Source organism: Actinopolyspora xinjiangensis (assembly GCF_900104475.1).
Taxonomy (GTDB): Bacteria; Actinomycetota; Actinomycetes; order Mycobacteriales; family Pseudonocardiaceae; genus Actinopolyspora; species Actinopolyspora xinjiangensis.
In genome coordinates this window covers 276,521-301,206 of sequence record NZ_FNJR01000002.1, presented here as the reverse complement: position 1 = coordinate 301,206, position 24,686 = coordinate 276,521, and the positions used below count along the sequence as shown (strand labels likewise).

General features: G+C 70.2%; 19 protein-coding genes, 1 tRNA gene and 1 CRISPR repeat array. Of the genes, 12 read left to right on the top strand and 8 right to left on the bottom strand.

The genetic code is table 11. From position 1 onward, the window contains the following. Window positions 1-5 precede the first annotated feature (5 nt). Both BLQ75_RS04020 and BLQ75_RS04015 read left to right on the top strand, forming a co-directional pair. Entirely contained in the window at window positions 6-734 is a 729-nt protein-coding gene (locus tag BLQ75_RS04020; protein ID WP_092597900.1) for a DddA-like double-stranded DNA deaminase toxin, read from the top strand. Further along, complete coding sequence (locus BLQ75_RS04015) at window positions 731-1,189, top strand: Imm1 family immunity protein (protein WP_092597897.1); 459 nt, start codon at window positions 731-733, stop codon at window positions 1,187-1,189. Before BLQ75_RS04020 ends, BLQ75_RS04015 begins: the two co-directional genes overlap by 4 nt. Before the next feature lie 70 nt (window positions 1,190-1,259). After that, a CRISPR array of direct repeats spans window positions 1,260-1,592; the repeat unit is 28 nt; unit sequence GTAGGCCCCGCGCACGCGGGGATGGACC. A gap of 302 nt (window positions 1,593-1,894) precedes the next feature. On the opposite strand, the gene BLQ75_RS22945 is transcribed toward BLQ75_RS04015, so the two are convergent. Then, a complete protein-coding gene (locus tag BLQ75_RS22945; protein ID WP_170837308.1) occupies window positions 1,895-2,092 on the bottom strand; it encodes a hypothetical protein in 198 nt (65 codons plus the stop codon). Window positions 2,093-2,409: 317 nt separating this feature from the next. On the opposite strand from BLQ75_RS22945, the gene BLQ75_RS04010 reads away from it, so the two are divergent. After that, a complete protein-coding gene (locus BLQ75_RS04010) occupies window positions 2,410-2,661 on the top strand; it encodes a hypothetical protein (RefSeq protein WP_092597894.1) in 252 nt (83 codons plus the stop codon). 112 nt (window positions 2,662-2,773) lie between these two features. Here BLQ75_RS04010 and BLQ75_RS04005 read toward each other — a convergent pair whose 3' ends face one another. Together BLQ75_RS04005 and BLQ75_RS04000 are read right to left on the bottom strand one after the other, a co-directional pair. Beyond that, window positions 2,774-3,658, bottom strand: coding sequence for a diacylglycerol kinase (locus tag BLQ75_RS04005; protein WP_092598414.1), 885 nt, complete (start codon window positions 3,656-3,658; stop codon window positions 2,774-2,776). A gap of 179 nt (window positions 3,659-3,837) precedes the next feature. Beyond that, window positions 3,838-5,451: an FAD-binding oxidoreductase gene (locus BLQ75_RS04000; protein WP_092597891.1), complete on the bottom strand. Its 1,614-nt coding sequence runs from the start codon at window positions 5,449-5,451 to the stop codon at window positions 3,838-3,840. Between the two features lie 17 nt (window positions 5,452-5,468). On the opposite strand from BLQ75_RS04000, the gene BLQ75_RS03995 reads away from it, so the two are divergent. Together BLQ75_RS03995 and BLQ75_RS03990 are read left to right on the top strand one after the other, a co-directional pair. Further along, complete coding sequence (locus BLQ75_RS03995) at window positions 5,469-6,047, top strand: TetR/AcrR family transcriptional regulator (RefSeq protein WP_092597889.1); 579 nt, start codon at window positions 5,469-5,471, stop codon at window positions 6,045-6,047. A 324-nt stretch (window positions 6,048-6,371) separates the two neighbouring features. Next, the gene (locus BLQ75_RS03990; protein WP_092597886.1) at window positions 6,372-7,895 is read left to right on the top strand and encodes a glycerol-3-phosphate dehydrogenase/oxidase; all 1,524 of its coding nucleotides are present in this window, start codon (window positions 6,372-6,374) and stop codon (window positions 7,893-7,895) included. A gap of 111 nt (window positions 7,896-8,006) precedes the next feature. Here the strand turns inward: BLQ75_RS03990 and mfd are convergent, their stop codons facing one another. Continuing rightward, entirely contained in the window at window positions 8,007-11,618 is a 3,612-nt protein-coding gene (mfd, locus tag BLQ75_RS03985; protein WP_092597883.1) for a transcription-repair coupling factor, read from the bottom strand. 309 nt (window positions 11,619-11,927) lie between these two features. Between mfd and BLQ75_RS03980 the strand changes: the two genes are divergently transcribed. Then, a complete protein-coding gene (locus BLQ75_RS03980) occupies window positions 11,928-13,154 on the top strand; it encodes a PQQ-dependent sugar dehydrogenase (protein WP_092597880.1) in 1,227 nt (408 codons plus the stop codon). A 258-nt stretch (window positions 13,155-13,412) separates the two neighbouring features. Next, window positions 13,413-13,973: a thioesterase family protein gene (locus BLQ75_RS03975; protein WP_092597877.1), complete on the top strand. Its 561-nt coding sequence runs from the start codon at window positions 13,413-13,415 to the stop codon at window positions 13,971-13,973. Window positions 13,974-14,226: 253 nt separating this feature from the next. On the opposite strand, the gene BLQ75_RS03970 is transcribed toward BLQ75_RS03975, so the two are convergent. The 3 genes from BLQ75_RS03970 to BLQ75_RS03960 all read right to left on the bottom strand — a co-directional run bounded on the left by BLQ75_RS03970 (window position 14,227) and on the right by BLQ75_RS03960 (window position 17,026). Beyond that, the gene (locus BLQ75_RS03970) at window positions 14,227-14,694 is read right to left on the bottom strand and encodes an STAS domain-containing protein (protein ID WP_170837307.1); all 468 of its coding nucleotides are present in this window, start codon (window positions 14,692-14,694) and stop codon (window positions 14,227-14,229) included. Window positions 14,695-15,195: 501 nt separating this feature from the next. After that, the gene (locus BLQ75_RS03965) at window positions 15,196-15,804 is read right to left on the bottom strand and encodes a TetR/AcrR family transcriptional regulator (protein ID WP_092597871.1); all 609 of its coding nucleotides are present in this window, start codon (window positions 15,802-15,804) and stop codon (window positions 15,196-15,198) included. Between the two features lie 253 nt (window positions 15,805-16,057). Continuing rightward, a complete protein-coding gene (locus BLQ75_RS03960) occupies window positions 16,058-17,026 on the bottom strand; it encodes an acyl-CoA desaturase (RefSeq protein WP_092597869.1) in 969 nt (322 codons plus the stop codon). Window positions 17,027-17,475: 449 nt separating this feature from the next. On the opposite strand from BLQ75_RS03960, the gene BLQ75_RS03955 reads away from it, so the two are divergent. The 4 genes from BLQ75_RS03955 to BLQ75_RS03940 all read left to right on the top strand — a co-directional run bounded on the left by BLQ75_RS03955 (window position 17,476) and on the right by BLQ75_RS03940 (window position 22,290). After that, window positions 17,476-17,546, top strand: a tRNA-Gln gene (locus tag BLQ75_RS03955). Between the two features lie 62 nt (window positions 17,547-17,608). Next, window positions 17,609-19,342 carry a GGDEF domain-containing protein gene (locus tag BLQ75_RS03950; RefSeq protein ID WP_092597866.1) on the top strand — a complete coding sequence of 578 codons (1,734 nt, stop codon included), beginning with the start codon at window positions 17,609-17,611 and terminating at the stop codon, window positions 19,340-19,342. A 426-nt stretch (window positions 19,343-19,768) separates the two neighbouring features. Then, window positions 19,769-21,268 (top strand): bifunctional UDP-N-acetylglucosamine diphosphorylase/glucosamine-1-phosphate N-acetyltransferase GlmU, encoded by a 1,500-nt coding sequence (gene glmU, locus BLQ75_RS03945; RefSeq protein WP_092597863.1) that lies wholly within the window; start codon window positions 19,769-19,771, stop codon window positions 21,266-21,268. A 50-nt stretch (window positions 21,269-21,318) separates the two neighbouring features. Then, on the top strand, window positions 21,319-22,290 hold the full coding sequence (locus BLQ75_RS03940; protein ID WP_244515219.1) for a ribose-phosphate diphosphokinase: 972 nt from the start codon (window positions 21,319-21,321) through the stop codon (window positions 22,288-22,290). Between the two features lie 149 nt (window positions 22,291-22,439). Here the strand turns inward: BLQ75_RS03940 and BLQ75_RS03935 are convergent, their stop codons facing one another. Continuing rightward, window positions 22,440-23,735 (bottom strand): Nramp family divalent metal transporter, encoded by a 1,296-nt coding sequence (locus tag BLQ75_RS03935; RefSeq protein WP_092597857.1) that lies wholly within the window; start codon window positions 23,733-23,735, stop codon window positions 22,440-22,442. 318 nt (window positions 23,736-24,053) lie between these two features. On the opposite strand from BLQ75_RS03935, the gene BLQ75_RS03930 reads away from it, so the two are divergent. Further along, the gene (locus BLQ75_RS03930; RefSeq protein ID WP_092597854.1) at window positions 24,054-24,683 is read left to right on the top strand and encodes a 50S ribosomal protein L25/general stress protein Ctc; all 630 of its coding nucleotides are present in this window, start codon (window positions 24,054-24,056) and stop codon (window positions 24,681-24,683) included. Window positions 24,684-24,686: the final 3 nt, after the last annotated feature.

Below are 24,686 nucleotides of genomic sequence, written 5' to 3'. Positions count from 1 at the left end.
CCGGCATGTCCCACGTGGAAGACATGGGAAACACCCTCGCCGGAATGCTCACACGACTACCCCCCGAACAACTGCACCGAGTACGGGCCTGGGTCGAGGAATACGCCCTACCCACCCTCGCCGAGATCGGCCAGGGCAGCACCTCGCCCGACCTGACCGAAGCCGTCACACTGCTCGAACAAACCCGCGAACTCACCGACGACGTCCTCGCCCTGAGCGAGACCACCCGAGAACACCTGGTGAGCTACCTCGCCACCCTCGGCATGACCGACGACCAACCCCCACCGAGCCTGCCCCACCCCTCCACCCATCCCCGAATACCCACCCACACCTCCCACGACCACTCCTGGATCGAACAGGTGCGCCAACGACTGCCCGAACACACCGGCGGACAAACCACCGGACTCACCTACGACCAAGACGGCACCGAACTTCAGGTCAACAGCGGGCGAGACCCAAAACTGTCCGAGCAAGCACGGCTGATCCTGCACAATTCCGAACGGTTTCCCACCGACGATCGTGGCGAACCGACCGTGACGATGCACGTTGAGGTGAAATACGCGCTCATGATGCGGCAAGCAGGGCAGACTTATGGCGTCGTGGTACTCAACAACGAACTCTGCCGAGGGTGCGAAAAGGCCGTACCGGAGATCCTGCCGAAAGGCTCCACCCTGAAAGTGTGGCACCCAGGAACGCCCGAAACGATCACGCTGCGAGGAAAGGCCAGACCGTGACCACCGTTGAAACAGGCACCGTGGTGTCGGTGCTCTACCGCCGCGACCTGCGACACGCCCACACCGACGACGAACTCGACGCGCTGGTCCGCGAGATCACCGAGAATCCACCCCGCCCGGTCTGTGAAGTGTTCGTGTGGGACCGACCGTGCCGGTTCGTCCTCGACGGTGAACCGGAATTCCCGGACGCTCGGCTGCTCGTGTCCAGCTCCCCGAACACCGGTTGGGGCGCGCTGAACTACGTAGATCCCCACACTCCACACGGACGTGTGGTCGATTCTTACAACCCCGATGCCGAAGCGAATGCGCCGATCCTGCCCCTCGACCCGGACGGAGCGGACTTCCCCAACTCGGCCGCACTGCCCCTCGAGCAAGTCCGCGAAGCCATCACCGAGTACTGCCGGACCGGACAACGCCCCACCCGCGTCGAATGGCAACCCGGCCAGTGGTACTGACCACCCTCCTACCCGGAACAAAAGTGATTCCCACAGCGGGAAAGCACTGTTAAGATCGCAGGCCAACAAGGTAGGCCCCGCTCATGCGGGGATGGACCTACTTCCCTTGTTTTTTTGAATATGTTGATCCGGTAGGCCCCGCGCATGCGGGGATGGACCCAACCCGCGATCGGTGGAGCCGTTGCTGTTGTGGTAGGCCCCGCTCATGCGGGGATGGACCCGCTGGGTGGGAGAGAAGTCCGGCGGGGCGCTGGTAGGCCCCGCGCACGCGGGGATGGACCCGTCTACGCGCTAGCGGTATCGCTTGCACCGAAGTAGGCCCCGCGCACGCGGGGATGGACCCGCCACGTCGTAGACCGAGACACGGTCGGAGGCGTAGGCCCCGCGCACGCGGGGATGGACCGGGCAGAGGCAAGGATTCCATTCCTTGCGATCTGTAGGCCCCGCACACACGGAGACTGAGACGGCGAAAGCGCCTCCGGATCGCTCCGGAGGCGCCACCTCATCCGTCCGGTTCGGACGAAACGGCAGCTCCCCAGCACGTTGTGGAAACCACCCACCGCCGACCGCTGGTGATGCGGCGCCCGTTGGTGGTGCGGTCCCAGTGGCGCACCCCCAGGAGCGCGCACAGCGGCACCGCACGAAACCCATCATCCAGCTCGACGAACTGCCGCACCGAGCGACCAGGACGGCATTGCCGCGGCGCTACTCCTTTTCCTTCTCCTTCCACTGTTTCCGGACGATCAGCGCGAGACAAGCGAACACGACCACTTGAACGAGCCCCAGCGCCGAACCGGACGGGAAGTACTTCCACAGGACGAAATGATCTGCCAGCAGAAGCAGCACGAAGGCCGCCATCCCCGCGAGAGCGATCACGAGATGAAGAGCGTGTCTTTTCCCCACTCGAAAAACGTAGTCCGCCGCGAACGAGCCGATCAAGGAATCGTGACGGCCCGAACCGCGTCTCGCGCCTCCCGCCCGGCGGACGTCGATCCACCGATAACGGGGGCGCCACCGGGCTGACCGGCGGCGCCCGTCCAGGCAGATCCCGCCCCGGCAGAACTCGCCCCGATGCCGCACTTCGCCGGAAAACCGCCCACCCTCGCGCGGACCACCACCGCTGAGAACCGCCGCACCCGCGCGACCGAACACCCCGTTAGCGACGATCGGTGAGACCGAAACCCCTCGTCCGAACGCCTCCCCGTGACACCATCCTCCGCATGGGCTTCCTGTCGAGGGCGAAAGAGAGCGAGATCGGAACCGAGGCGCAACGGGCTTACGACGAGGGCCAGGCCCGCTTCGCGGCGCGGCTCAACTTCCCGATGACGCACCACGGCCTGTCCGGCGAGATCCCGGACTGGTCGAAGCAGATCGAGGCGATCGAGCGGATCGGCTGGTGCTGCGAGTTCTTCTCGGTGGCGCAGGACTTCAAGGGACGCCCGGAGGCGTACGTGCTGTTCGGCCGCGGCTGAGCGGGCGCGCTCGCCCACCCGGTGCGTCACGCCCGAACAGCGGTCGGTCCGGCCCCGTCCACACTGACCCGAGTCGGCTTCGGGAGCCCGTCACGCCCGACGAGCCCCGGGCTCAGCGCGGCTCCTCCGGCACCAGCACGTTGACCGCGCGGGGGACGCACTCGACGGTCAGCGGCAGCCGCGCCAGCGGTTCGCCGTCACCATAGGCGGTGACCTCCGGTGTGGAGACCGACACCCGGCGCGCCCGAACCGTGGTCACCTGCGGATACGCCACGTGCCCGCCGCTGTAGACGGTGGGCAGCACCCGCACCAGCCGCCGCGCCGCCACCGGCCCGATCACGGTGACGTCGAACCAACCGTCCACGAGGGACGAGCCGGGGCAGATCCGCATCCCGCCGCCGTAACTCGGACCGTTGCCGATCGCCACCAGCACCGCGCTGGTCCGCCACGGCTCGCCGTCGAGTTCGAGGGTGTAGTCCAGCGGCCGCAGCCTGGCGAGCTCGGCGAGCACGGCCAGGTTGTAGCGCCACTTGCCGCGCGGCCAGGACATGCGGTTGGTGCGTTCGTTGACCTTGGCGTCGAACCCGCACGCCAGCACGGTGCCGAACCAGTCCTCGCCGCAGCGCCCCGCGTCGATCGCCCCGGTCCGCCCGGCCAGCACCACCCTGGCGGCGGACTCCGGTTCGCTGCCGTGCAGCCCCAGCATCCGCGCGTAGTCGTTGCCGGTGCCCGCCGGGACCAGCCCGATCGGCGTGGTGGTGCCGACGGCCGCCCGCAGCGCGGTGTTCATGATGCCGTCGCCGCCGCAGGCCACCAGCGCGTCCGTGCCCGCCGCCACGGCGTGCTCGGCCAGCCGCAGGGCGTGCGCCCCGTCGGTACCCACCAGTTCGGTGACCGACGCTCCGTCGCGGCGCAGCCGCCGGGCCGCGCGGCGGGCCGCCTCGCGGGCCCTCCCCCTGCCGGAGGTCGGATTGACGAGTAGGGCGATGTCGCGCACGGCCGCTCCCTGCTTCACTGTGGCGCCGCCCGGACGTCCGGCCGCGCACCCTGGTTTCCCGCTGTCCGGTCCTCGGCCGCGTCCGAACGACAACTCCGAGGCCGGCTGGCGCACCGGCCACCGGACCCGGTGATTCCCCTGGGGTCGCCGGGCGTCGAGACCTCCGCTTCCGGTGGAACTCACTCCGGCGGGATCAGTTTCCCGGGGTTGAGCACCCCTTCGGGGTCCACCGCCTCCTTCACGGCGCGCAGCACGTCGAGCCCGAGCTCGCCGACCTCCTCGAGCATCCACTCCCGGTGGTCGGAGCCCACCGCGTGGTGGTGCGTGATGGTGGCCCCCACCGAGGTGATCGCCTCGGACGCCGCGCGCTTGGCCTGCCGCCACTGCGCCACGGGGTCCTCACCGCGAGCGCACGCCACGGTGAAGTACAGCGAAGCGCCGGTCGGGTAGACGTGCGAGACGTGGCACATGACCAGCGGCGGGGTTCCCTGCCGCTCCAGCGAGCCGGACAGCGCCTCGTGCACCGCGCGGTAGGTCCGGTCCAGGTTGGACCACGTGGTGGCGGTCTCCAGCGTCTCGGCCAGCGTGTTGACGTCCAGCAGGGCGTCGCGCAGGTACGGCGCGTGGAACCGCCCGCGATCCCAGGCGGCGGCGGGCTCGGGCCCCAGCGACGTCCCGCCCGCCGCGCGCAGCAGCTCGGCCACCTCGGAGTGGCGGGCCTCGACGTGCTCGGACGTGCCCTCGTAGACGGTCACGGCCAGGCAGCCCCCGGACGGCGCGCTCTCGCCGAGCTCGGAGGTAGCCAGGTTCAGCCAGGTCTCGGTCTCGTCGGACAGCCGCGCCACGGTCGGCGACGAACCGGTCCGCGTCAGCTTCCGCAGCGCGGCCGTCCCGGTCGCGAAGTCGGGGAAGGACCACGCCTCGTGACGCGTCTCGGTCGGCGCCGGACGCACCCGCACGGTCACCTCGGTGACCACTCCGAACGCCCCCTCGGAGCCGAGGAAGAGCTGCCGAAGGTCCGGACCGGCCGCCGAGGCGGGCGCGCGTCCGGGGCTGATCGTGCCGCGCGGGGTCGCCACCCGCAGCCCCAGCACCATGTCGTCGAACCGGCCGTAGCCCGCCGAGGCCTGCCCGGAGGACCTGGTGGCGGCGAAACCGCCGATGGTGGCGTACTCGAAGCTCTGCGGGAAGTGCCCCAGCGAGAAACCCCGCTCCCGCAGCAGGCGCTCGGCCTCCGGTCCCCGCAGTCCGGCCTGCAACGTGGCGGTGCCCGACTCGGTGTCCAGTTCGAGCAGCCGGTCCAGCCGCGCGAGGTCCAGCGCCACCACGACGGGCAGCGCCGAGCGGTCCGGGCTCACCCCACCGACCACGCTGGTGCCGCCACCGAAGGCGACCACCGCGATCCGGTGCCGGGCGCAGGCCCGCAGCACCAGCTCCACCTCCTCGTGGTCGCCGGGCCGCACGACCGCGTCGGGCGCCCCCTCCGCGTCGCCCGCGCGGCGGCGAAGCAGGTCCGGAGTGCTCTTGCCCCCGGTGTGCAGCAGCCGCGTGTGCTCGTCGGTGTGGAGGTTGCCGGCACCGACGACGTCCTCCAACGAGGACCGGGCCACCTCGGTCAGCTCGGACTCGCGGACGCGCACCAGCTCGCGGGGCACCGAAGGGGTGTCGCGGCGCGGCACGCCGAGGCCCTCCGTCAGCAGCTCACGCAGGTGTTCCGGCAGCGGTTCCGCGTCCTCCGCCGTTCCCCAGGCGTTCCACGTCGGTTCCGGGGTGCGGTGCTGCGGTTCGGTCATGCGCTACAGTTTTACACATGACGTCAAGTCGTAACGAAGACGGCATCCTGGACGCCGCCCGCGAGTGCGTGCTCGCCGTGGGGATGCGCCGTACGACGCTGACCGAAGTGGCCCGTCGCGCCGGGGTGAGCAGGCCGACCGTCTACCGCCACTGGCCGGACATGCGCTCGCTGGCGGCCGACCTGCTGACCAGGGAGCTGCGCTCGCTGCTGCCGGGGGACGACGCCACCGAAGGGAACGCGCGCGTGCGCGGCGTCGACCGGATCGTCAGCACCGTCGCGGCCGTGCGCGAGCACCCGCTGCTGCGCAAGATCCTGGAGACCGACCCGGAACTGCTGGTCACCTACACCTTCGACCGGCTCGGCACCAGCCAGCGCGAGATCCTGGAGGTCTTCGCCGCCGCGATCCGGGACGGCCAGCGGGACGGTTCGATCACCGGGGGAGATCCCGAGGAGCTGGCGGCGATGCTGCTGCTGGTCACGCAGTCCGCCGTGCTCTCGGCTCGTGTCGTGGCGGAGCGGCTGCCCGCCGAACGCCTCGACGAGCAGTTGCGCGCGATGCTGGAGAACTACCTGCGCCCCGAACCCCCGGAGTAGGGGTTGGTCGACTCCCGCAAGTGCTCGGGTGGCGGAACCTCTCGCGGGCTCTCGCCCCGCGCGGCCCGACACCGAGCAGTAGCTACACCACGCCGGGCCGTACTCGCGAGAGCGCACCCGGGGGAACCCGCGGGTGGTCGGCCGACGCACGTGGCCGTTTCGGCGCTGCCGCGCCGAAGGAGACCGGACAGACGACCACCGGAAGCGGATGCGTCAAGACTCGACACCGGTAGAAAACGTTCTCCCGAACCATGAACCGGACGAGGAGTTCCGCTTCCGAACGTCCCCTCAGCAGAGATCAGCGAACCGACGAGGAGAGGCCCCATGCGCGACACCTCGCTGAACGCGGCCCGCAGGAGCCGGGAACTGTCCGAACTGGCCGAAACCGGCCGAGTGGACCTGCTGGTGATCGGAGGTGGGGTCACCGGCGCCGGGGTGGCGCTCGACGCGGCCTCCCGGGGGTTGTCGGTTGTGCTGGCCGAGAAGCACGACCTGGCGTTCGGCACCAGCCGCTGGAGCTCCAAGCTCGTGCACGGCGGGCTGCGCTACCTGGCCTCCGGTCACGTCGGCATCGCGCACGAGAGCGCCGTGGAGCGCGGAATCCTGCTGCGCCACACCGCGCCGCACCTGACACGTCCGCTGCCGCAGCTGGTTCCGCTGCTGCCGACGACGGGCGCGCGGCAGGCCGCGCTGGTGCGGGCGGGGTTCCTCGCCGGGGACGCGCTCCGCGTGGCGGCACGGACCGGTTCGAGCTCGCTGCCCGGTTCGCGGCGGATCGGCGCGGCCGAGACGCTGCGCATGGCGCCGCCGGTCCGGCACGAGGGACTGCGCGGCGGTCTGCTGGCCTGGGACGGCCAGCTCACCGACGACGCCAGGCTGGTGACCGCGATCGCGCGCACCGCCGCCGGGCACGGGGCCAGGGTGCTGACCCGCTGCGCCGCCGAGGAGGTGACCGGGCGGGGCGCCGTGCTGCGCGACCGGCTCGGCGGGGAAGCGGTGTCCGTGCGGGCCAGAGCGGTCGTCAACGCGGCCGGGGTGTGGGCGGGCGAGATCGCGCCGGAGCTCACGCTGCGCCCCAGCAGGGGGACGCACCTGGTGGTTCCGGCCGACTCGCTGCCGGGGCTGGACGCGGGGCTGACGGTGCCGATCCCCGGGACCACCAATCGGTTCGTCTTCGCGCTGCCCGCGGACGACGGAAGAATCCACATCGGACTCACCGACGAGGAGGCCCCCGGCCCCGTGCCGGACGTCCCGGAGGCGGCCGCGCACGAGGTGGACTTCCTGCTGGAGAGGATCAACACCGTGCTCACCGAGCCGCTGCGCCCGGAGGACGTGCTCGACACCTACTCGGGGCTGCGTCCGCTGCTGGACGGCGGCGCGGAGTCGGGCAGCGCCGACCTGTCCCGGAGCCACGCGGTGCTCACCGGTGGCGACGGCGTGGTCAGCGTGGTGGGCGGCAAGCTGACCACCTACCGCCGCATGGCCGAGGACGCGGTGGACGAGGCGATCCGGCGGTCCGGACTGCACGCGGGTCCGTGCCGCACCGGAAGGCTGCCGCTGGTGGGCGCGGCCGACCGGGCGCGCCTGGCTCGGGTGCGCGCGCCGCGCCGGCTCGTGGCGCGGTACGGCACCGAGGCCCCCGCCGTGCTCGAACAGGCCGGCGGCGACCCGGCGGCGCTCGAACCGGTCACCGGCGACACCTCGACCACCCCCGCCGAACTGCGGTTCGCCGTGCGGCACGAGGGCGCGCTCGACACCGGCGACCTGCTCGACCGCAGAACCCGCCTCGGCGTGGTGGCCCGCGACCGCGAGGCCGCGCTGCCGGCGGCGGAGGAGGCGCTGGGATGAGATGAGCGCCCAGGAGGCACCACACCACTGGACAGCACGAGATTCACGAACGAGGAAGTGCCAAACCGGACGCGGTGGTGACGCCACGGGAGCACCACCACCGCCGCCGAATCACCCCGCGACCGCGGGTGCGGCGGCCAGCGACTCCACCAGCTTGCCGCACCACTCCAGCAGCGCCTCGTCGCGCAGCTGCGGCGCACCGATGCGACCTCCCGCGGCTCCCTCCGTCGGCCGGGGGACCGAGACGGTGCGCACCGCCGCCTTGTACACCGCCTTCGGGTAGAGCCGCTTCATCCGCACCTGCGCCGAGTCCGAGAGCTCCAGCGGCGCGAACCGCACCGAGGTCCCCTGCAGCGTCACCTCGGTCACGCCGTACTGCCTGCAGATCTGGCGGAAGGCGGTGACCCTGAGCAGCCGCTCCACCGGCTCGGGCGGAGTGCCGTACCGGTCGGTGAGCTCGTTGCGCACCGCGTCCAGGTCGGACTGCCCGGCGGAGGCCGCGATCTTGCGGTAGGCCTCCAGCCGCAACCGCTCCCCCGGCACGTAGTCGTGCGGGATGTGGGCGTCGACCGGCAGGTCCACCCGCACGTCGGTGAGCTCCTCCTGCTCCTCCGGTTCGGCCCCGGCGTCCTCGCGGTAGGCCTGCACCGCCTCGCCGACCAGCCTCATGTACAGGTCGAACCCCACTCCGGCGATGTGTCCGGACTGCTCGGAACCGAGGATGTTGCCCGCGCCCCGGATCTCCAGGTCCTTCATGGCCACGGCCATGCCCGCCCCCAGCTCCGAGTTCTGCGCGATGGTGGCCAGCCTGTCGTGCGCGGTGTCGGTCAGCGGCTTCTCCGGCGGGTAGAGGAAGTACGCGTAACCGCGCTCCCTGGCCCGGCCGACCCTGCCGCGCAGCTGGTGCAGCTGCGCCAGCCCGAGCGCGTCCGAACGGTCCACGATGAGCGTGTTGGCGTTCGAGATGTCCAGCCCGGTCTCCACGATCGTGGTGCACACCAGCACGTCGTACTCGCGCTCCCAGAAGCCCTGGATGATGCGTTCCAGCCGGTCCTCGTTCATCTGCCCGTGCGCGGTGACCACCCGCGCCTCGGGCACGAGCTCGCGCAGGTGGCGCGCGGTCTTCTCGATGTCGTGCACCCGGTTGTGCACGAAGAACACCTGCCCGTCCCGCAGCAGCTCCCGGCGCACCGCCGCGGCGACCTGCTTCTCGTCGTAGACACCGACGTAGGTCAGCACCGGGTGGCGCTCCTCCGGCGGTGTGAGGATGTTGGACATCTCGCGGATGCCCGCCATGCTCATCTCCAGGGTGCGCGGGATGGGCGTCGCCGACATGGTCAGCACGTCCACGTGGGTACGCAGCTGCTTGATGTGCTCCTTGTGCTCCACACCGAAGCGCTGCTCCTCGTCGACGATGACCATGCCCAGGTCCTTGTAGCGCACCCCGGTCTGCAACAGCCGGTGGGTGCCGATGACGATGTCCACCTCGCCGGTGAGCAGCCCGTTGACGGTCTGCTCGGCCTCGTGGGGATCGGTGAACCGCGAAAGCCCCCTGATGTTGATCGGGAAGGAGTGCATCCGCTCGGTGAAGGTGTTCAGGTGCTGCTGCGCCAGCAGGGTGGTCGGCACCAGCACGGCCACCTGCTTGCCGTCCTGCACCGCCTTGAACGCGGCGCGCACCGCGATCTCGGTCTTGCCGTATCCGACGTCGCCGCAGATGACCCGGTCCATCGGGACCGAGCTCCGCATGTCGGCCTTGACCTCCTCGATCGCGGCCAGCTGATCGCCGGTCTCGGTGTAGGGGAAGGCGTCCTCCAGCTCGCGCTGCCACGGCGAGTCGGGACCGAAGGCGTGCCCGGGGGCCGACTGCCTGGCCGCGTAGAGCTGGACCAGCTCCGAGGCGATCTCCTTGACCGCCTTGCGGGCCTTGGCCTTGGTGTTCTTCCAGTCGGAGCCGCCGAGCTTGTTCAGCGTGGGGACCTCGCCGCCGACGTAGCGCGAGACCTCGTCGAGCTGGTCGGTGGGCACGAACAGCCTGTCGCCGGACTGGCCGCGCTTGCTGGAGGCGTACTCCAGCACCAGGTACTCGCGGGTGGCTCCCCCGATGGTGCGCTGGACCATCTCGACGTACTTGCCGATGCCGTGCTGCTCGTGCACCACGTGGTCACCCGGTTTGAGCGCGAGCGGATCCACCGCGTTGCGCCGCCGCGAGGGCATCCGGCGCATGTCCTTCGTGGAGGTTCCCCCGCGACCGCCGGTCAGATCCGTCTCGGTGAGCACGATCAGCCCCACGTCGGGCGCGGCGAACCCGTCCTCCAGATCGGCGCGCACCACCGTGACCACGCCGGGTTCCGGCGCCTCGCTCAGGCCGTTCTCGGCGTGCCTGGCGGGCAGGTCCACCTCGCCCAGCTGCTGGACGGCTCGCTGCGCCGTACCGGTGCCGGGCACCACCAGCAGCGTCGCGCCGCCCCCGGCGGTGTGGGCGCGCAGGTCGGTGAAGGCCCGCTGCACATCCCCCCGGTACTGCTCGACCTGTCTGAGCCCGAGCCGCAGCGCGTCCTCGTCCCCCTCTTCGACGCTGCTGAACTGGCTCAGGGTCCACCACGGCAGCCCCAGCTCGCGGGTGTGCTCGCCCACCTCGGCGAGATCGCGGTAGGCGGAGGCCCCCAGATCCACCGGGGCCTTCCCGCCGTCGGCCGCGACCATCCAGGAGGCCTCCAGGAACTCCTCGCCGGTGCGCACCAGATCGGCGGCCCGCGCCCGCACCTTCTCCGGATCAGCCAGCACCACGTGGGTGTCCTCCGGCAACAGGTCGCTCAGCAGCTGCATCCTGCCCGCGCACAGCGCCGGTATCAACGCCTCCATGCCCTCCACGGAGATGCCCTCGGCGATGCTGTTGAGCATCTCGCCCAGCTGGGCGTCCCCCGAGTGCTGTTCGGACAGCTCGCGGGCGCGCTCGCGCACCTCCTCGGTGAGCAGCAGCTCGCGGCACGGCGGGGCGTGCAGCCGGGGCCGCTCCGCCGGATCGGCGCCGTCGGCGAGCGAACGCTGGTCCGCCACGGAGAACGGCCGGATGGCGGTGACCTCGTCGCCGAAGAACTCCAGCCGCAACGGGTGCTCCTCGGTGGGCGGGAAGACGTCGACGATCCCGCCGCGCACGGCGAACTCGCCGCGCTTCTCCACCATGTCCACGCGGTTGTAGGCGAGCTCGGTGAGCCGGGTGGCCAGTTCCTCGAACTCGTACTCCTCCCCGACGCCGAGCAGCACCGGGGGCAGTTCTCCCAGCCCGGGGGCCACCGGCTGGATCAGGCTGCGCACGGTGGTGATCAGCACCCGCAGCGCGCCGTGGGGGTGCTCCTCGGGGTGCGCGAGCCTGCGCAGCACCGCGAGCCGTCGCCCGACGGTGTCGGCGCGGGGTGAGAGCCGCTCGTGCGGCAGGGTCTCCCAGGAGGGCATGACCTCGACGCCCTCGGGCCCCAGCAACGAGGAGACCGCCGCCGCGAGCTCGTCGGCCTCCCGACCGGTGGCGGTGACCAGCAGCACCGGACGGTCACTGCCACCGAGTTCGCCGCCCGCCGCCAGCGCGGTGGCGACCAGGGGCCGGGCCGCCGCGGGCCCTTCCAGCGACAGCCGTGCCGAGTCGGCGGCGGCCGCGACCCGCCGCAAGGCCGGATCGCCGGAGAGCGTCTGGAACAGTCCCGACAGGGGACCAGCCTGGGCCATGGAACAACCTCGCACCGCGACGAAGGGAAACGCCGACACTCGATCCCGTGGACAACGGGCGCGCCGCGAAGGCGGCGATCCGCCCGAGCCGGGCCCGAACCCCCGGGCCTACGGGCACCCGGACCAGCGTACGACTTCCGGGCGGGCATCTCCGGGCGGCCCGTCCCGGCCGAATCCCCGCCATCCCCCGATGAGGCCGATCGGCCCGGCGGTGGTTGAGCCCGAACAACCGTCGCGGCGGCGGCTTCCCGCCGGGAGTGGGCGGCTCGAACCGGACACCGGGGCGACCGGGAGTGCGAGCATGTGGGCATGGTCACATCCGAGCGTCAGCCCCGTCCGGACCAGCCCCGTCCGGAACCGCCGCTGATCGACCGTCGCCGAGTGCTCTCCGGAGTGGCGGGCACGTTGCTGCTGTCCGGTTGCGGTGGTGGCGGCACCGACGACGCCCGCACCACCGGGCCGGCCCCCGATGCCCGGCTGCGGGTGGAGGTGCTGTCCGAGCGGTTGGAGCACGGCTGGGACGTGGGGTTCCTGCCGGACGGTTCGGCGCTGGTCACGCAGCGACCCGGTCGGCTCGCCGTGGTCGACGGTTCCGGAACCCGCACCGTCCGGGCGAACTTCGACGACGTGCTGGTCCGCGGCGAGGGTGGGCTCATGGGCTTGCTGGTCGATCCCGACTTCGGCAGCAACCGGCGCTTTGTCACCTGCCAGACCCACCGGCGCGCCGGCGAGGCGACCGACGTCCGGCTGGTCGACTGGCGGCTGTCCGCCGACGGCCGGGCGGCCGAGCGCACCGGCACCCTGCTGACCGGGCTGCCGCTGAATCCCAGCGGCAGGCACTCGGGGTGCAGACCCGCCTGGGCCCCGGACGGGAACCTGCTGGTCACCACCGGCGACACCGCCCGCCCCGGCGTGGCGCAGGACCTGGGCTCCCTGGGCGGGAAAGTGCTGCGGCTCCGCCCGGACACGGCGGAGCCCGTGCCCGACAACCCGATGATCGACTCCCCCGAGCCCGCCACCCGGCTGGTCCTCACCTTCGGGCACCGCAACCCGCAGGGCGTGGCGGTGCGCGAGGACGGTGAGGTTTTCACAGCCGAGCACGGCCCCGACGTGGACGACGAGCTGAACCGGCTGGTCCCGGGCGGGAACTACGGCTGGGATCCCTCGCGCGGCGGGCGAAGCTCGTACTACGACGAGTCGGTACCGATGACCGACCGGCAGCGGTTTCCAGGCGCGGTACCGGCGGTGTGGACCTCGGGGGACGAGACCGTGGCCGTCTGCGACGCGGCCTTCCTGCGCGGTTCGCGCTGGGGGTCGCTGGAGGGCGTGCTCGCTGTGACGACGTTGAAGGGCAGCAAGCTGCTGCTGTTCCGGTTGGCCGCCGACGGACGGAGCGTGCGGAGGATGTGGGCACCGGAGGAGCTGGACGGTACCCACGGCAGGTTGCGGGCCGCCACGCTCGGCCCGGACGACGCACTGTACCTGACCACTTCGAACGGTTCCGGGGACCGACTGCTGCGCGTGGCACCGGCCTGAGCCGGGGCCGCCGGGCCGGGTTCGGCGGCGGGCCGCCGACCGCGCTCGCCGCAGAGTGGGAGGCCGCTTCCGATGGACGCGGACGCTCCGCTCCGCTCGGTGACGGGCGTCTCGGTGGACACTCACGGGGGTGCGGTGTGTCGGTGTTCACGGGCGGTTGTGGGGCGCGGTCGTCCGGAACTAGTGTTGATTACTCGTCAGTAACTTCTGTTGTGAGTCCCGCCGCGTTCCGGGCGCGTCACGGAAGGAACAGTCCCGATGAACATGCTGCTGCGCCTGGTCGTGCTCATGGCCAAGACCGTGTTCGGTCGCGGGGTGCACCCGCTGGGCCCCTGCCACACGAACCTGCGGGTGTCCCCGACCGACCTGGACCTGCTGGGACACATGAACAACGGGGTCTACTTCTCGGTGTTCGATCTGGGCCGCATCGACCTGATGAAGCGCTCCGGCCTGCTCCGGCGACTGCGCCCGAAAGGGTGGTACGCCGTGGTGACGAACGAGACGGGATCGTTCCGCCGCCCGCTGCGGCCCTTCCGGGCGTTCACCCTGCGCACCCGGATCATCGGCTGGGACGAACGGCACCTGTTCATCGAGCACCGGATCGTCAGCGGCGGCGAGCTCACCACCACGGCGGTGATCCAGATCAGGTTCCTCTCCCGCTCCGGGGAACGGGTCACCCCCGAGCAGGTGGTGAATCTGCTGCCCGGCCCGGTGGAACGGCCGGAGCTGCCGGAGTGGGTGGCGCAGTGGAGCAAGGCCGGTTACGAGCACAGCGCGGCGCTGGAACAGGAGCTGCGCTCCCCGAACGGGAACCGGTAGTCACCTCTCGCCGAGGAGCGCGGCGATGGTCCGCGACCGTCGCCGCGACCACCCCGCCCGTTCACCTCGGCCGGGGTCGCATCGGTTCAACCACCGTGCCCGGCACGGCGTGGCACTGCACGGAATCCACGGCTGCTCTCCGGTACCGGCGCCCGGCGAAGGAGCCGGTCTCCGAGGCGCCCCCGCCCCACCACCCGCCGGTCGGGACGCGACGTGACCGCATGTGCCACACCGAGCCCGCCGCGTGCGTCGCTCACCGGTTCTCCCGAGGGGAACCGGTGAGGTCGGCACTCGCCGCCACGATGGTGGGGTAGGTGGGAAACATCGCGCTCATGCCCGCGGCGTGCAGCGCCCGCGCGACGCCGACCGGCCCGTCGACGAGACGAACCGACACGGCACTCTCGGCAGCCCGCTGGTGGGTCTGGGAAAGCAGCTCCAGCCCCGCCACCCCCAGGAAGCTCAGCTCGGACAGATCGAGAACCATGGTCTCGACCGTGGAGGACAATCGGGAGGCGAGGAGTTCACGCAGTCGCGGGGCGGTACTCATGTCGAGCTCACCCGCGATGTGCACTCCGACCGAAGTACTGGTCGGGCGCCACATCCGCAGCTCCAGGCGAGCGCGGTCACCTCCCGGGATCACGCCTCGCTCGACGGTGGAGGGCTCGGCGGCGAAGGGGACGTGCGAATCGTCGGCGAGGGGAAAGAGGTCGGTAGCAGTCATGACTGCCTCCTCGAAGGCGAGGCAGCAGGCGAAGGGAATCGGCGATCTCGTTGACGACATCCCTGCCCCGTGTGTCACGTGCGGCGGGACAATGATCCCGAAAGGGAACCGAGGCGAACACTTCGATCAGGCTGTCGCGTGGTTGATCCTGCCGAGTCAAGGACTCGACCACCTTCACAATATCAGAAGAGCAGCGCTTCGAAGACCAGTCACGGCGAAAGACCGCCCGAACCTCCGCCCGGTTCCGGAGCCGGGCAGCCGATCCCACCGGGATGCCACGGCTCGGCACCCGCATACCCCTCCACCCGGAACACCACGGTAGGAGTCGTCCCGCCCGGATGTTCACAACAGCGGGAGCGCGTCGGTGTTCGCCGCAAGCGGGAGCGTGCCGTTCGGGCCGAACGTGACGGCGTGGGATCCACGTCTGTTCAGTGCGCCGGAACGGTCACGCCTAGCCCGGCGATTCCCGGTGCCGGTCGGAGATCAAGCGCCGGTCGGATGTCACGCACTGCTGTGGTCACGGCTGCGCAGCCGGGGTTCGTGTTCCAGGTGCGAGAGACCGTTCCAGGCGAGATTGACCAGGTGGGCGGCGACCTCGTCACGTCCGGGGCGGTGAACCTCCAGCCACCACTGCCCGGTCAGGGCGACCATTCCCACCAGCGCCTGGCTGTACAGCGGCGCGAGCTCGGGATCGTAGCCGCGAGCGCTGAACTGCAGTCCGAAGATGTGCTCGACCTGGCTGGCTATGTCGTTGAGCAGCCCGGAGAAGGTGCCGGTCGCGCTGGCCACCGGTGAGTCGCGGACGAGGATGCGGAAACCGTCAGTGGAGTTGTCGATGTAGTCCAGCAGCGCGCAGGCCGCCTGTTCGAGCAGCTCTCGCGGGTGACCGGCCGACAGCGCGGAGACGACCAGGTCGAGCAGGCTCTGCATCTCGCGGTCCACGACCACGGCGTAGATGCCCTCCTTGCCGCCGAAGTGCTCGTAGACCACCGGCTTGGAGACCTCCGCGCGATGGGCCATCTCCTCGATGGAGGCACCGTCGAACCCCTTCTCCGCGAACAGCGCCCTGGCGACGTCCAGCAATTGCTGACGGCGTTCCTTACCGGTCATCCGCACCCTGGTGCCGCCGGACGCACCGCTGTTCCCGGAGGACCTCTCGGATCGGCCGTGTCCTCGTCGACGTACCGCCATGACAGCTCACCCTACGTACCGCACCTCGACACGTGACGGAGCCTTCGGTGCCGCACCGGAGCCGGTTCTCGGATGACTCGGTGCCGGAGCTCGGCGAACTCCACCGGTACCCGGCCGGGCGGGTGAACCGACCGGGTACCGGTGGGACGCGGCACGGGCGGCGCCGGGATGGTCAGCCCTGCTGTTCGGTGACGGAGATCCGGGCGAGCCGCTGCTCGTTGGGCCAGCGCACCTTCCAGGCCCAGCCGGCCTTCTCCAGCATCCAGATCAGTCGCGCGGAGATGTCCAGCTGCCCCTTGAGCACCCCGTGGCGCGCGCAGGTCGGATCGGCGTGGTGCGAGTTGTGCCAGGACTCACCGAACGAGACCAGCGCCAGCGGCCAGAAGTTGGCCGCCTTGTCGCGGCTCTTGAACGGGCGTTCACCGATCATGTGGCAGATGGAGTTCACCGACCAGGTGATGTGGTGCAGCACCGACACGCGGACCAAGCCGGCCCAGAAGAACGCGGTGAGAGCCCCCCACCAGGACCAGGTGATCAGACCGCCGAGCACGGCGGGCAGCACGAAGCTGGCCAGGGTCCACACCGGGAAGAGCTTGTTGATCCGGGCGAGCACCCTGTCCTTGAGCAGGTCGGGGGCGAACCGCTCGGCGTTGGTGACGTCGCGTTCGAAAAGCCAGCCCATGTGGGCGTGCCAGAACCCCTTGGCCAGGGCGGCGGCCGAACTGCCGAACCGCCAGGGCGAGTGCGGGTCGCCCTCCCGGTCGGAGTAGGCGTGGTGCCTGCGGTGGTCGGCGACCCAGTTGATCACCGGCCCCTGCACCGCGCCCATCCCCGAGATGGCCAGCAGCACCTGGACCGTCCGGTTCGTCTTGAACGACCTGTGAGTGAACAGCCGGTGGAAACCGACGGTGACCCCCAGACCGCTGAGCACGTAGAAGACGAAGGCCAGCGAGATGTCCACCACCCCGAGCCCCCAGCCCCAGGCGAAGGGGACCGCCGCTATCAGGGCGAGCAGCGGAACGATGACGAACAGGTAGACCAAGGCCTGGGCAATGTACGGGCGGGTTCCCGCCGTCAGCGGCTTCGGCGCCTCGCGCCGGGGCCGCTGCTCGGCGGCCACGCTCTCGGTGGGTGCTGTCATGTCGCTACCTCGACTGGAGTTGGGAAACAGAGGTTGTACCGGTTGTTCGGAGCGGCCCGCTGCCGCGTAGGCACTCCGTCGGCCAGATCCGCGCGAGCACGGGCACGACCGGAATGTACCGTTCAGCCTACGACACCGTAACCTACGGTGCCGTAGGTTCCCGGTTCCCTTCCGGCCTCCAGCTTCACACCGGCGGCGCGCAGCAGCCACCCGAGCAGCGCACGCGGCACTTCCCGGGGCGGGTGAACGGTCCCGTGGACAGGATGAGCGCACTCCGGGAGGGACCACAACTTCCATCCGGCTACGTGAAGCGGAACCGGACATGACATCATGTGCGTCGGACACGACAGCGACGAGTCGGACGTCGTCAACGCGACGCGTAGTCGGTAGGCTGCGGTGCCGACATCGGTGACGGAACCAGAACGTCACCGGACAGCTGTGTCGTGCGGTCCGCCGTAGTGTAAAGGCAGCACCTCGGATTTTGGTTCCGATAGTCCAGGTTCGAATCCTGGCGGCGGAGCGACCGGCACCCCGGTTGACAACTCGCACCGGCCCGGTCCGGTCGGATTTGGCAGGGGGTGTGTGCCGCTGCGCGACGACGTGGTTGACGCGCGGGAGGGAGCGGCAACCTCGCTCGGTGAACTGTCCGACGCGTGGTTGGTCGGACGTGCGCGCGAACTGCAGGTCGTCGGCCAGCACAGCGATCCACGGACCCGGGACACCACCCGCGAGGAAGCGGACCACCTGCTCACCGAGGCCCGCAGGCGGGGGCATCCGAGAGTCCTCGGACAGCTGCTGTGCTGCTGCGCGACACTGCGGCTGTGCACGCCCGGCATGGCCGAGCAGGCCGTCCCGCTGCTGGACGAGCTCCTCACGCACGCACGACGACACCGGCTCGACGTGCTGCGTGCCGACGCGCACGCCCTGCGAGGCAGGCTGGCGTTGCTGGACGGCAACGAGGACAACGCGCTCAACCAGGCCGCGGAAGCACTTGTGCTCCTGGAGGACGACCTGGTGCCCGACGCCGCGCTGGGACGGCGCTCCTGGGAACGGCTGCTGGCCACCTCCCTGATCGACATCGGTCTCGTCCTCACTCAGCTCGGGGTGTTCGACATCGCCGACGAGGTGATGGCGCGAGCGCACCACCGGATTCGCGAGAGCGGCGGGCCCCACGAGATAGCCACCCACCTGATCAACCGGTGCCGGATGCTGCTCGGCTGGGGGCTGCGGCTGGAACGGGTCGGCAAGCGGGACGACGCGGACGGCAGGTTCAGCACGGCGGCCCAGATAGCGATCGCGGTGGACGGGCCGTGGCAGGAGTCGTTGTTCCCCCGCGTTCCGGGGCGGAAGGCCGCGGAACAGATGCCGGTGCTGGCCGCGGCGTGCGCGCTGGCGGAACCGTCCGGGGAGCACATCGACAAGCTGGAGGAGGTCTCGGACCCCGGCCTGGAACTGCCCGTCCAGGAAACGATCATCATAGCCATCGCGCTGGCGCGCTGTTACGACAGCGCGGGCCGACCCGAGGAGGCCACGAGGGTGCTCTCGGAGACCCGGCAGCGGGTCGCCGAGGACATATCCGAGCCCAGCCTGCGGATATCGCTGGTACGCGAGTACGCCCGGCGCCCCAGGCCCGATTCGCGGGACTCCGCCACCGCCGTCGAGGAGTACGCGCAGGAGCTCGAGACGGAGCTGTGGACCATGCGCGCCTCGCGCAGCGCCACCCTGATGGCCCGGCTGGACCGGCAGCGGTTGAACCGTCAACACCACGCGATCACCAGGCAGGCGATGCACGACCCGCTCACCGGCCTGCCCAACCGGAGAGCGCTGGACGCGAAGCTGGAGAGCGTGCTGCGCGAGCCCGACGCGCAGCCGCTGTCGGTGGCCCTGGTCGACCTGGACGGCTTCAAGGAGGTCAACGACCAGCTGTCGCACGCGGAGGGCGACGAGGTGCTGCGAGTCATCGCACGCACCCTCAGCGACACGCTTCGTGCCGACGACCTCGTATCGCGCTACGGCGGGGACGAGTTCGTGGTCCTGCTTCCCGGCGTGGAGCTGGAAGCCGCCGAGAGCGCCCTGAACCGCACCGTCAACGCGGTGGCTCGGCTTCCCGCCTCGCTGTCCCGAGGCGTCACCCTGTCCATCGGGGTGGTGTCGATGCTTCCCCGCGAGAGCGGCAGCGAAGTGCTGGCACGCTCCGACACCGCGATGTACCAGTCCAAGCGGCGGGGTGGGAACCAGGTCGCGGCGCTCTCCGGCGACGCGCACCACACCGACCCCACCGAACCCCCCGCCTGGATTCCGCCCGACTCGGACTGACGGGACCAGCAGCCCGGAACCGCTGTCCTCCGGAACGCGCGGGGACCGCCCGGCTCCGAACTTCCCCGACCCTCGTGCCCCGCCGTTCGGTGCCCTGCCGCGTGGCGGAGCCGTGTTTCCGTTCCCCGGAGCGCGCCGACGACTCCGCCGAAGTAGAAGCCACGTGAACGCACGTGGAACCGCGTGAGAACCGCGCACGGAACGGACACGCGCGGTAACATCTCCCCCACCGGCACACCATCACCCACGTACCTGCCGGGGCAGCGGCCCGATACAGCGTCCAGACAGTTACCCTTCACCCGATTGGACGTACAGGCACCGTCTTTCCCGAGGCTGTCGCGGGCTCGGTTCCGCGGAGTCCGGCAGTAACCACGGGTGACACGGTGAGTCGGCGTCGAAACCGCTGGACTCCGAGGGAGAGCATCGATGCTCGAGGGCGTTTCGGCCCAGCCGCCTTCGGACGGCATGTCCTCCGACCCCGTGAGTGTGCTCGTGCTGGCCGCGGGCGAAGGCACTCGCATGAGATCCGCGACACCGAAAGTACTGCACCGGATCGCGGGCAGATCGCTGCTCGAGCACTCCGTCCGTGCCGCGGCGGGCGCGGAACCGGACGAGTTGAGCGTGGTCATCGGGCACGGCAGGCAGGCCGTCGGCGAACATCTCACGATCCTGGAAAACGAACTCGACCGCCGTATCGGAACGGTGGTGCAACAGGAGCAGCTGGGGACCGGACACGCGGTGCGGTGCGGACGGGAGCAACGGGCATCCGCCGGAACCGTGCTGGTCACTTACGGTGACATTCCGCTGCTGGACTCAGCGACGCTGCTCGCGCTGCTGCGCGAGCACCGTGACTCGGGCAACGCGGTGACCCTGCTGACCGCGGTGGTGGACGATCCGTTCGGTTACGGCCGGATCGTGCGGGGCTCCTCGGGCGAGGTCACCTCCATCGTGGAGCAGAAGGACGCCACCACCGAGCAGGCCGCGATCAACGAGATCAACTCCGGCGTGTACGCCTTCGACGCGCGGTTCCTCGACACCGCGCTGGAGCGGTTGTCCACGGACAACTCACAGGGCGAGCTCTACCTCACGGACGTGGTAGCCATCGCCCGCGCGGAAGGGCACGGCGTCGGTGCGCTGGTGTGCGCGGACAACTGGCTGGTGGAGGGGGTCAACGACCGGGTCCAGCTCGCCTCGGTCGGCGCCGAGCTCAACCGCAGGCTGCTGCTGCACTGGATGCGCGAGGGCGTCACGATCACCGACACGAGCAGCGTGTGGCTGGACTGCGACGTGCGGCTCGGCAGGGATGTGGTACTCGAACCGAACGTGCGGCTGCGGGGCGGAACGAGCGTCGAGGACGGCGCGAGCGTCGGCCCGGACACGACGCTGACCGACTGCTCGATCGGGGCAGGGGCCGAGGTCGTGTCGACGCACGGTGATCGCGCCGAGGTCGCCGCGGGCGCGTCGGTGGGACCGTTCGCCTACCTCCGATCGGGCACCCGCCTCGGCCCCGAGGGCAAGGTGGGTACCTTTGTCGAGGTGAAGAACGCCGACATCGGTGCGGGGAGTAAGGTCCCGCATCTGAGTTACGTCGGGGACGCCACGGTTGGCACGCACAGTAACATCGGGGCCGCCACGGTTTTCGTCAACTACGACGGCGTGGCCAAACACCACACGGTGATCGGATCCCACGCGCGCACCGGTGCCGACAACATGTTCGTCGCACCGGTTCGAGTCGCGGACGGAGCCTACACCGCAGCGGGCTCGGTGATCACCGATGACGTCCCCCCCGGCGCGATGGCGATCGCCCGAGGGAGGCAGCGCAACATCGATGGCTGGGTCGCCGAACGACGTCCCGGCACAGCCGCCGACGAGGCCGCCCGGCGTGCGTTGGCCGACCGTGAGAACTCCACCGAAACCGACGAGTGACACCCAAGCTTTCCAGCCGTCAACGGGAGGGGACGATGACCGTGAGTGCCATGTCTGCGACACCGAAGAAGAGCCTCAAACTTTTCTCCGGCCGCAGTCATCCGGAACTGGCCGAGGAGGTCGCCAAGCACCTGGACGTTACGGTCACGCCGCAGGCTGCCTACGAGTTCGCCAACGGTGAGATATTCGTCCGCTACGACGAGTCGGTCCGCGGTTGCGACGCGTTCGTGATCCAGTCGCACAGCAGCCCGATCAACGAGGCCGTGATGGAGCAGTTGATCATGGTGGACGCGCTCAAACGCGGTAGCGCCAAGCGCATCACCGTGGTCATGCCGTTCTACGGTTACGCCAGGCAGGACAAGAAGCACAAGGGCCGTGAACCCATCTCGGCACGGCTGATGGCCGATCTGTTCAAGACGGCGGGCGCCGACCGCATCCTCACGGTGGACCTGCACACGGACCAGATCCAGGGCTTCTTCGACGGGCCGGTGGACCACCTGCTCGCGCAGACCGTGCTCTCGGACTACATCAGGGACGCCTACTCCGAGGAGCGGATCACGGTCGTCTCCCCGGACTCCGGCCGGGTGCGCGTGGCCGAGAAGTGGGCGGACAACCTCGGCGGCACCCCGCTGGCCTTCATCCACAAGACCCGGGATCCCAGCAAGCCCAACGAGGTGGTGGCCAACCGCGTCGTGGGCGACGTGGAGAACCGGCTGTGCGTGCTGGTCGACGACATGATCGACACCGGCGGCACGATCGTGAAGGCCACCGAGCAGCTGCTGGAGGCGGGCGCCAAGGACGTGATCATCGCCGCCACGCACGGCGTGCTCTCCGGCCCGGCCGTGGAACGACTCTCCAACAGCGGCGCCAAGCAGGTGGTGCTGACCAACACGCTGCCGATCCCCGACGAGAAGCGGTTCGACAAGCTCACGGTGCTCTCGATCGCCCCGCTGATCGCCAAGGCGGTGCACCAGGTGTTCGAGGACGGCTCGGTGACGGGACTGTTCAACGGCCAGGCCTGAGCCACCGAGCCCCACCCGGCCGGGGCGCGGCGATTTCGCGCGAAGTCACCGCGCCCCGAACACGGCGAAGGTCGTACGGCCTGCACGAACGAGGCCGCGAGCGGTTCCGCGGGCCGAGCGCGACGGAGAACCGAACGGGCAGGCCCCCGCTAGGAGACATAGCCGACCAGCTTGTTCACGGCCAGCACGGCGAACAGCACCAGGCACAGCGTGAGCACGACATTGGACAGCCAACGCGAGCGGTGCGCGGCGGGCATCCGCCCCGAGTTCAGCAGCACCAGCAGCGTCCCCGCCAGGAACGGCATGAACAGCGAGCCCAGCACGCCGTAGGCGATGGTGAGCTGGAAGGGTTTGTCCAGGAACAACAACGACATCGGCGGCACCGTGAGCCAGAGCACGTAGCCGCGGAACGGCCAACCGCGCATCCCGGCGGCGTCCTCGTGCCCACCCGTCTCGTGCCCACCCGTGACGGCAGGCGTGGTCCCGCTCGCTCGCCAGGTGCGCCACCAGTCGGCGAACAGCAGGCTCACACCGTTCCACACCCCCAGCAACGAGGTGAACGTCACCGCGAGGAACCCGATCAGGAACGGCAGCCGCGCCCACTGGCCGTAGTCGGCTGCCAACCGCTGCCCGAGCTCCAGCAGGCCCCGGTCGCCGTCGGTGATGCCCTGCCCCAGCAGCAGCTCGGCCCCGACGATCAGCATCGCCACCACGAATACGCCGGTGGTGACGTAGCCGACCGCGTTGTCGGTGCGCATGAACGGGATCCACGCGGGGGTGCGCCACCCCTTGGCCAGCGTCCAGTACCCGTAGGCGGCCATCGTGATCGTGCCACCGACTCCGCCCATCAGGCCGAGCACGTAGGCCAACGACCCCTGCGGCAGCCGGGGAACGAGCCCGCCCCCCAGCTCGGCGAGGTTCGGTCCGACCAGCACAGCGGTGCCCACCACCGCCACGAACATGACGCCGACCAGGACCGTCATCAGTCGCTCCAGCAGCCGGTAGCGCCCGAACCACACCAGCACCAGGCCGAGAACCCCGCAGATCATCCCCCAGGAACGCACGGATAACCACGGCAGCAGCGCGTTCAGCGGCAACCCGGTCGCCGACATGGCGGTGGCGCCGTAGACGAATCCCCAGATCACGATGTAGACGCCGAAGAAGGCGATGGCCCAACGCCCCAGCGAGCGCCAGCCGGCCAGGATCGTGCTGCCGGAACCGAGGTGCCAGCGCCCCACCGCCTCGCCGATGCCCATCTTGAACACGGCACCGAGCAGGATCGCCCAGAACAAGGTGTAGCCGAACCGCGACCCCGCCACCAGGGTCGCCACCAGGTCTCCCGCGCCGACCCCGGTAGCGGCGGCCATGATTCCCGGCCCCACCCGGCGGAGTCTGCTGCGCCAATCCGTGCTCGTGGGCTCACTCGCGGTGGTCTCGGCAGTCATGCGAGTCAACGTAATATTCCGAGGACGGGGAGGAAAGATATTGACAACGCCTCCCATCACGCCGTCATTTCCCCGGCCGGTCGGCCAGGCCGAACAGGCACCCCATACAATGGCATGGTTGCCTCGGCGAGGTCGGGCGCCCGAGCCCGGCGTTATCGGCGTGGCGGCTGGTGGTCACCGGTGAGCCGCCGGTGTACCGGCCCGGTTCCCAGGGACTCGGCAGAGCGTTAGGCGCCCCGTCAGCCAGACCAGTCGCGCGTCACTCCGCCGCAGGACAGCGACTGATGACACCAGCCCTACGCCAAGGAGTACGTCACCGTGTCCGATCTACGTCTCGCAGCGGAACAGCGCCACGAGTTCGGCAAAGGAGCCGCCCGCAGGATCCGCCGGGCGGGCAAGATTCCCGCGGTGCTCTACGGCCACGGTTCCGACCCGAAGCACCTCTCGCTGCCCACGGTCGAGTTCGCCCGCCTGGTCCGTGAGAACGGCCGCAACGCCGTGCTGACGCTCGAGGTGACAGGCGACAAGAACGAGCTCGCGCTGTGCAAGGAGATCACCACACACCCGACCAAGAACTACATCGAGCACGTGGACCTGCTGCTGGTCAAGCGCGGCGAGAAGGTCACCGTCAACGTGCCGGTCGTGGTCACCGGTGATGCCGCTCCCGGCACCCTGGTCGCCCAGGACGCCAACGAGATCCAGCTCGAGGTCGAGGCCACGCACATCCCGGAGCAGCTGGAGCTGTCGATCCAGGGAGCCGAGGCGGGCACCCAGTTCCACGCCCCGGACGTGACCCTGCCGCGCGGCGCCACGCTGCAGAGCGGCGAGGACGTCCTGGTCGTCAACGTCTCCGAGGCCCCGACCGAGGCCGAGATGGAGTCCGAGATCGACACCAGCGGCGCCGGGGTCGTCGAGGAGGCCTCCGAGGAGCAGATCTCGAACGAGTGATCA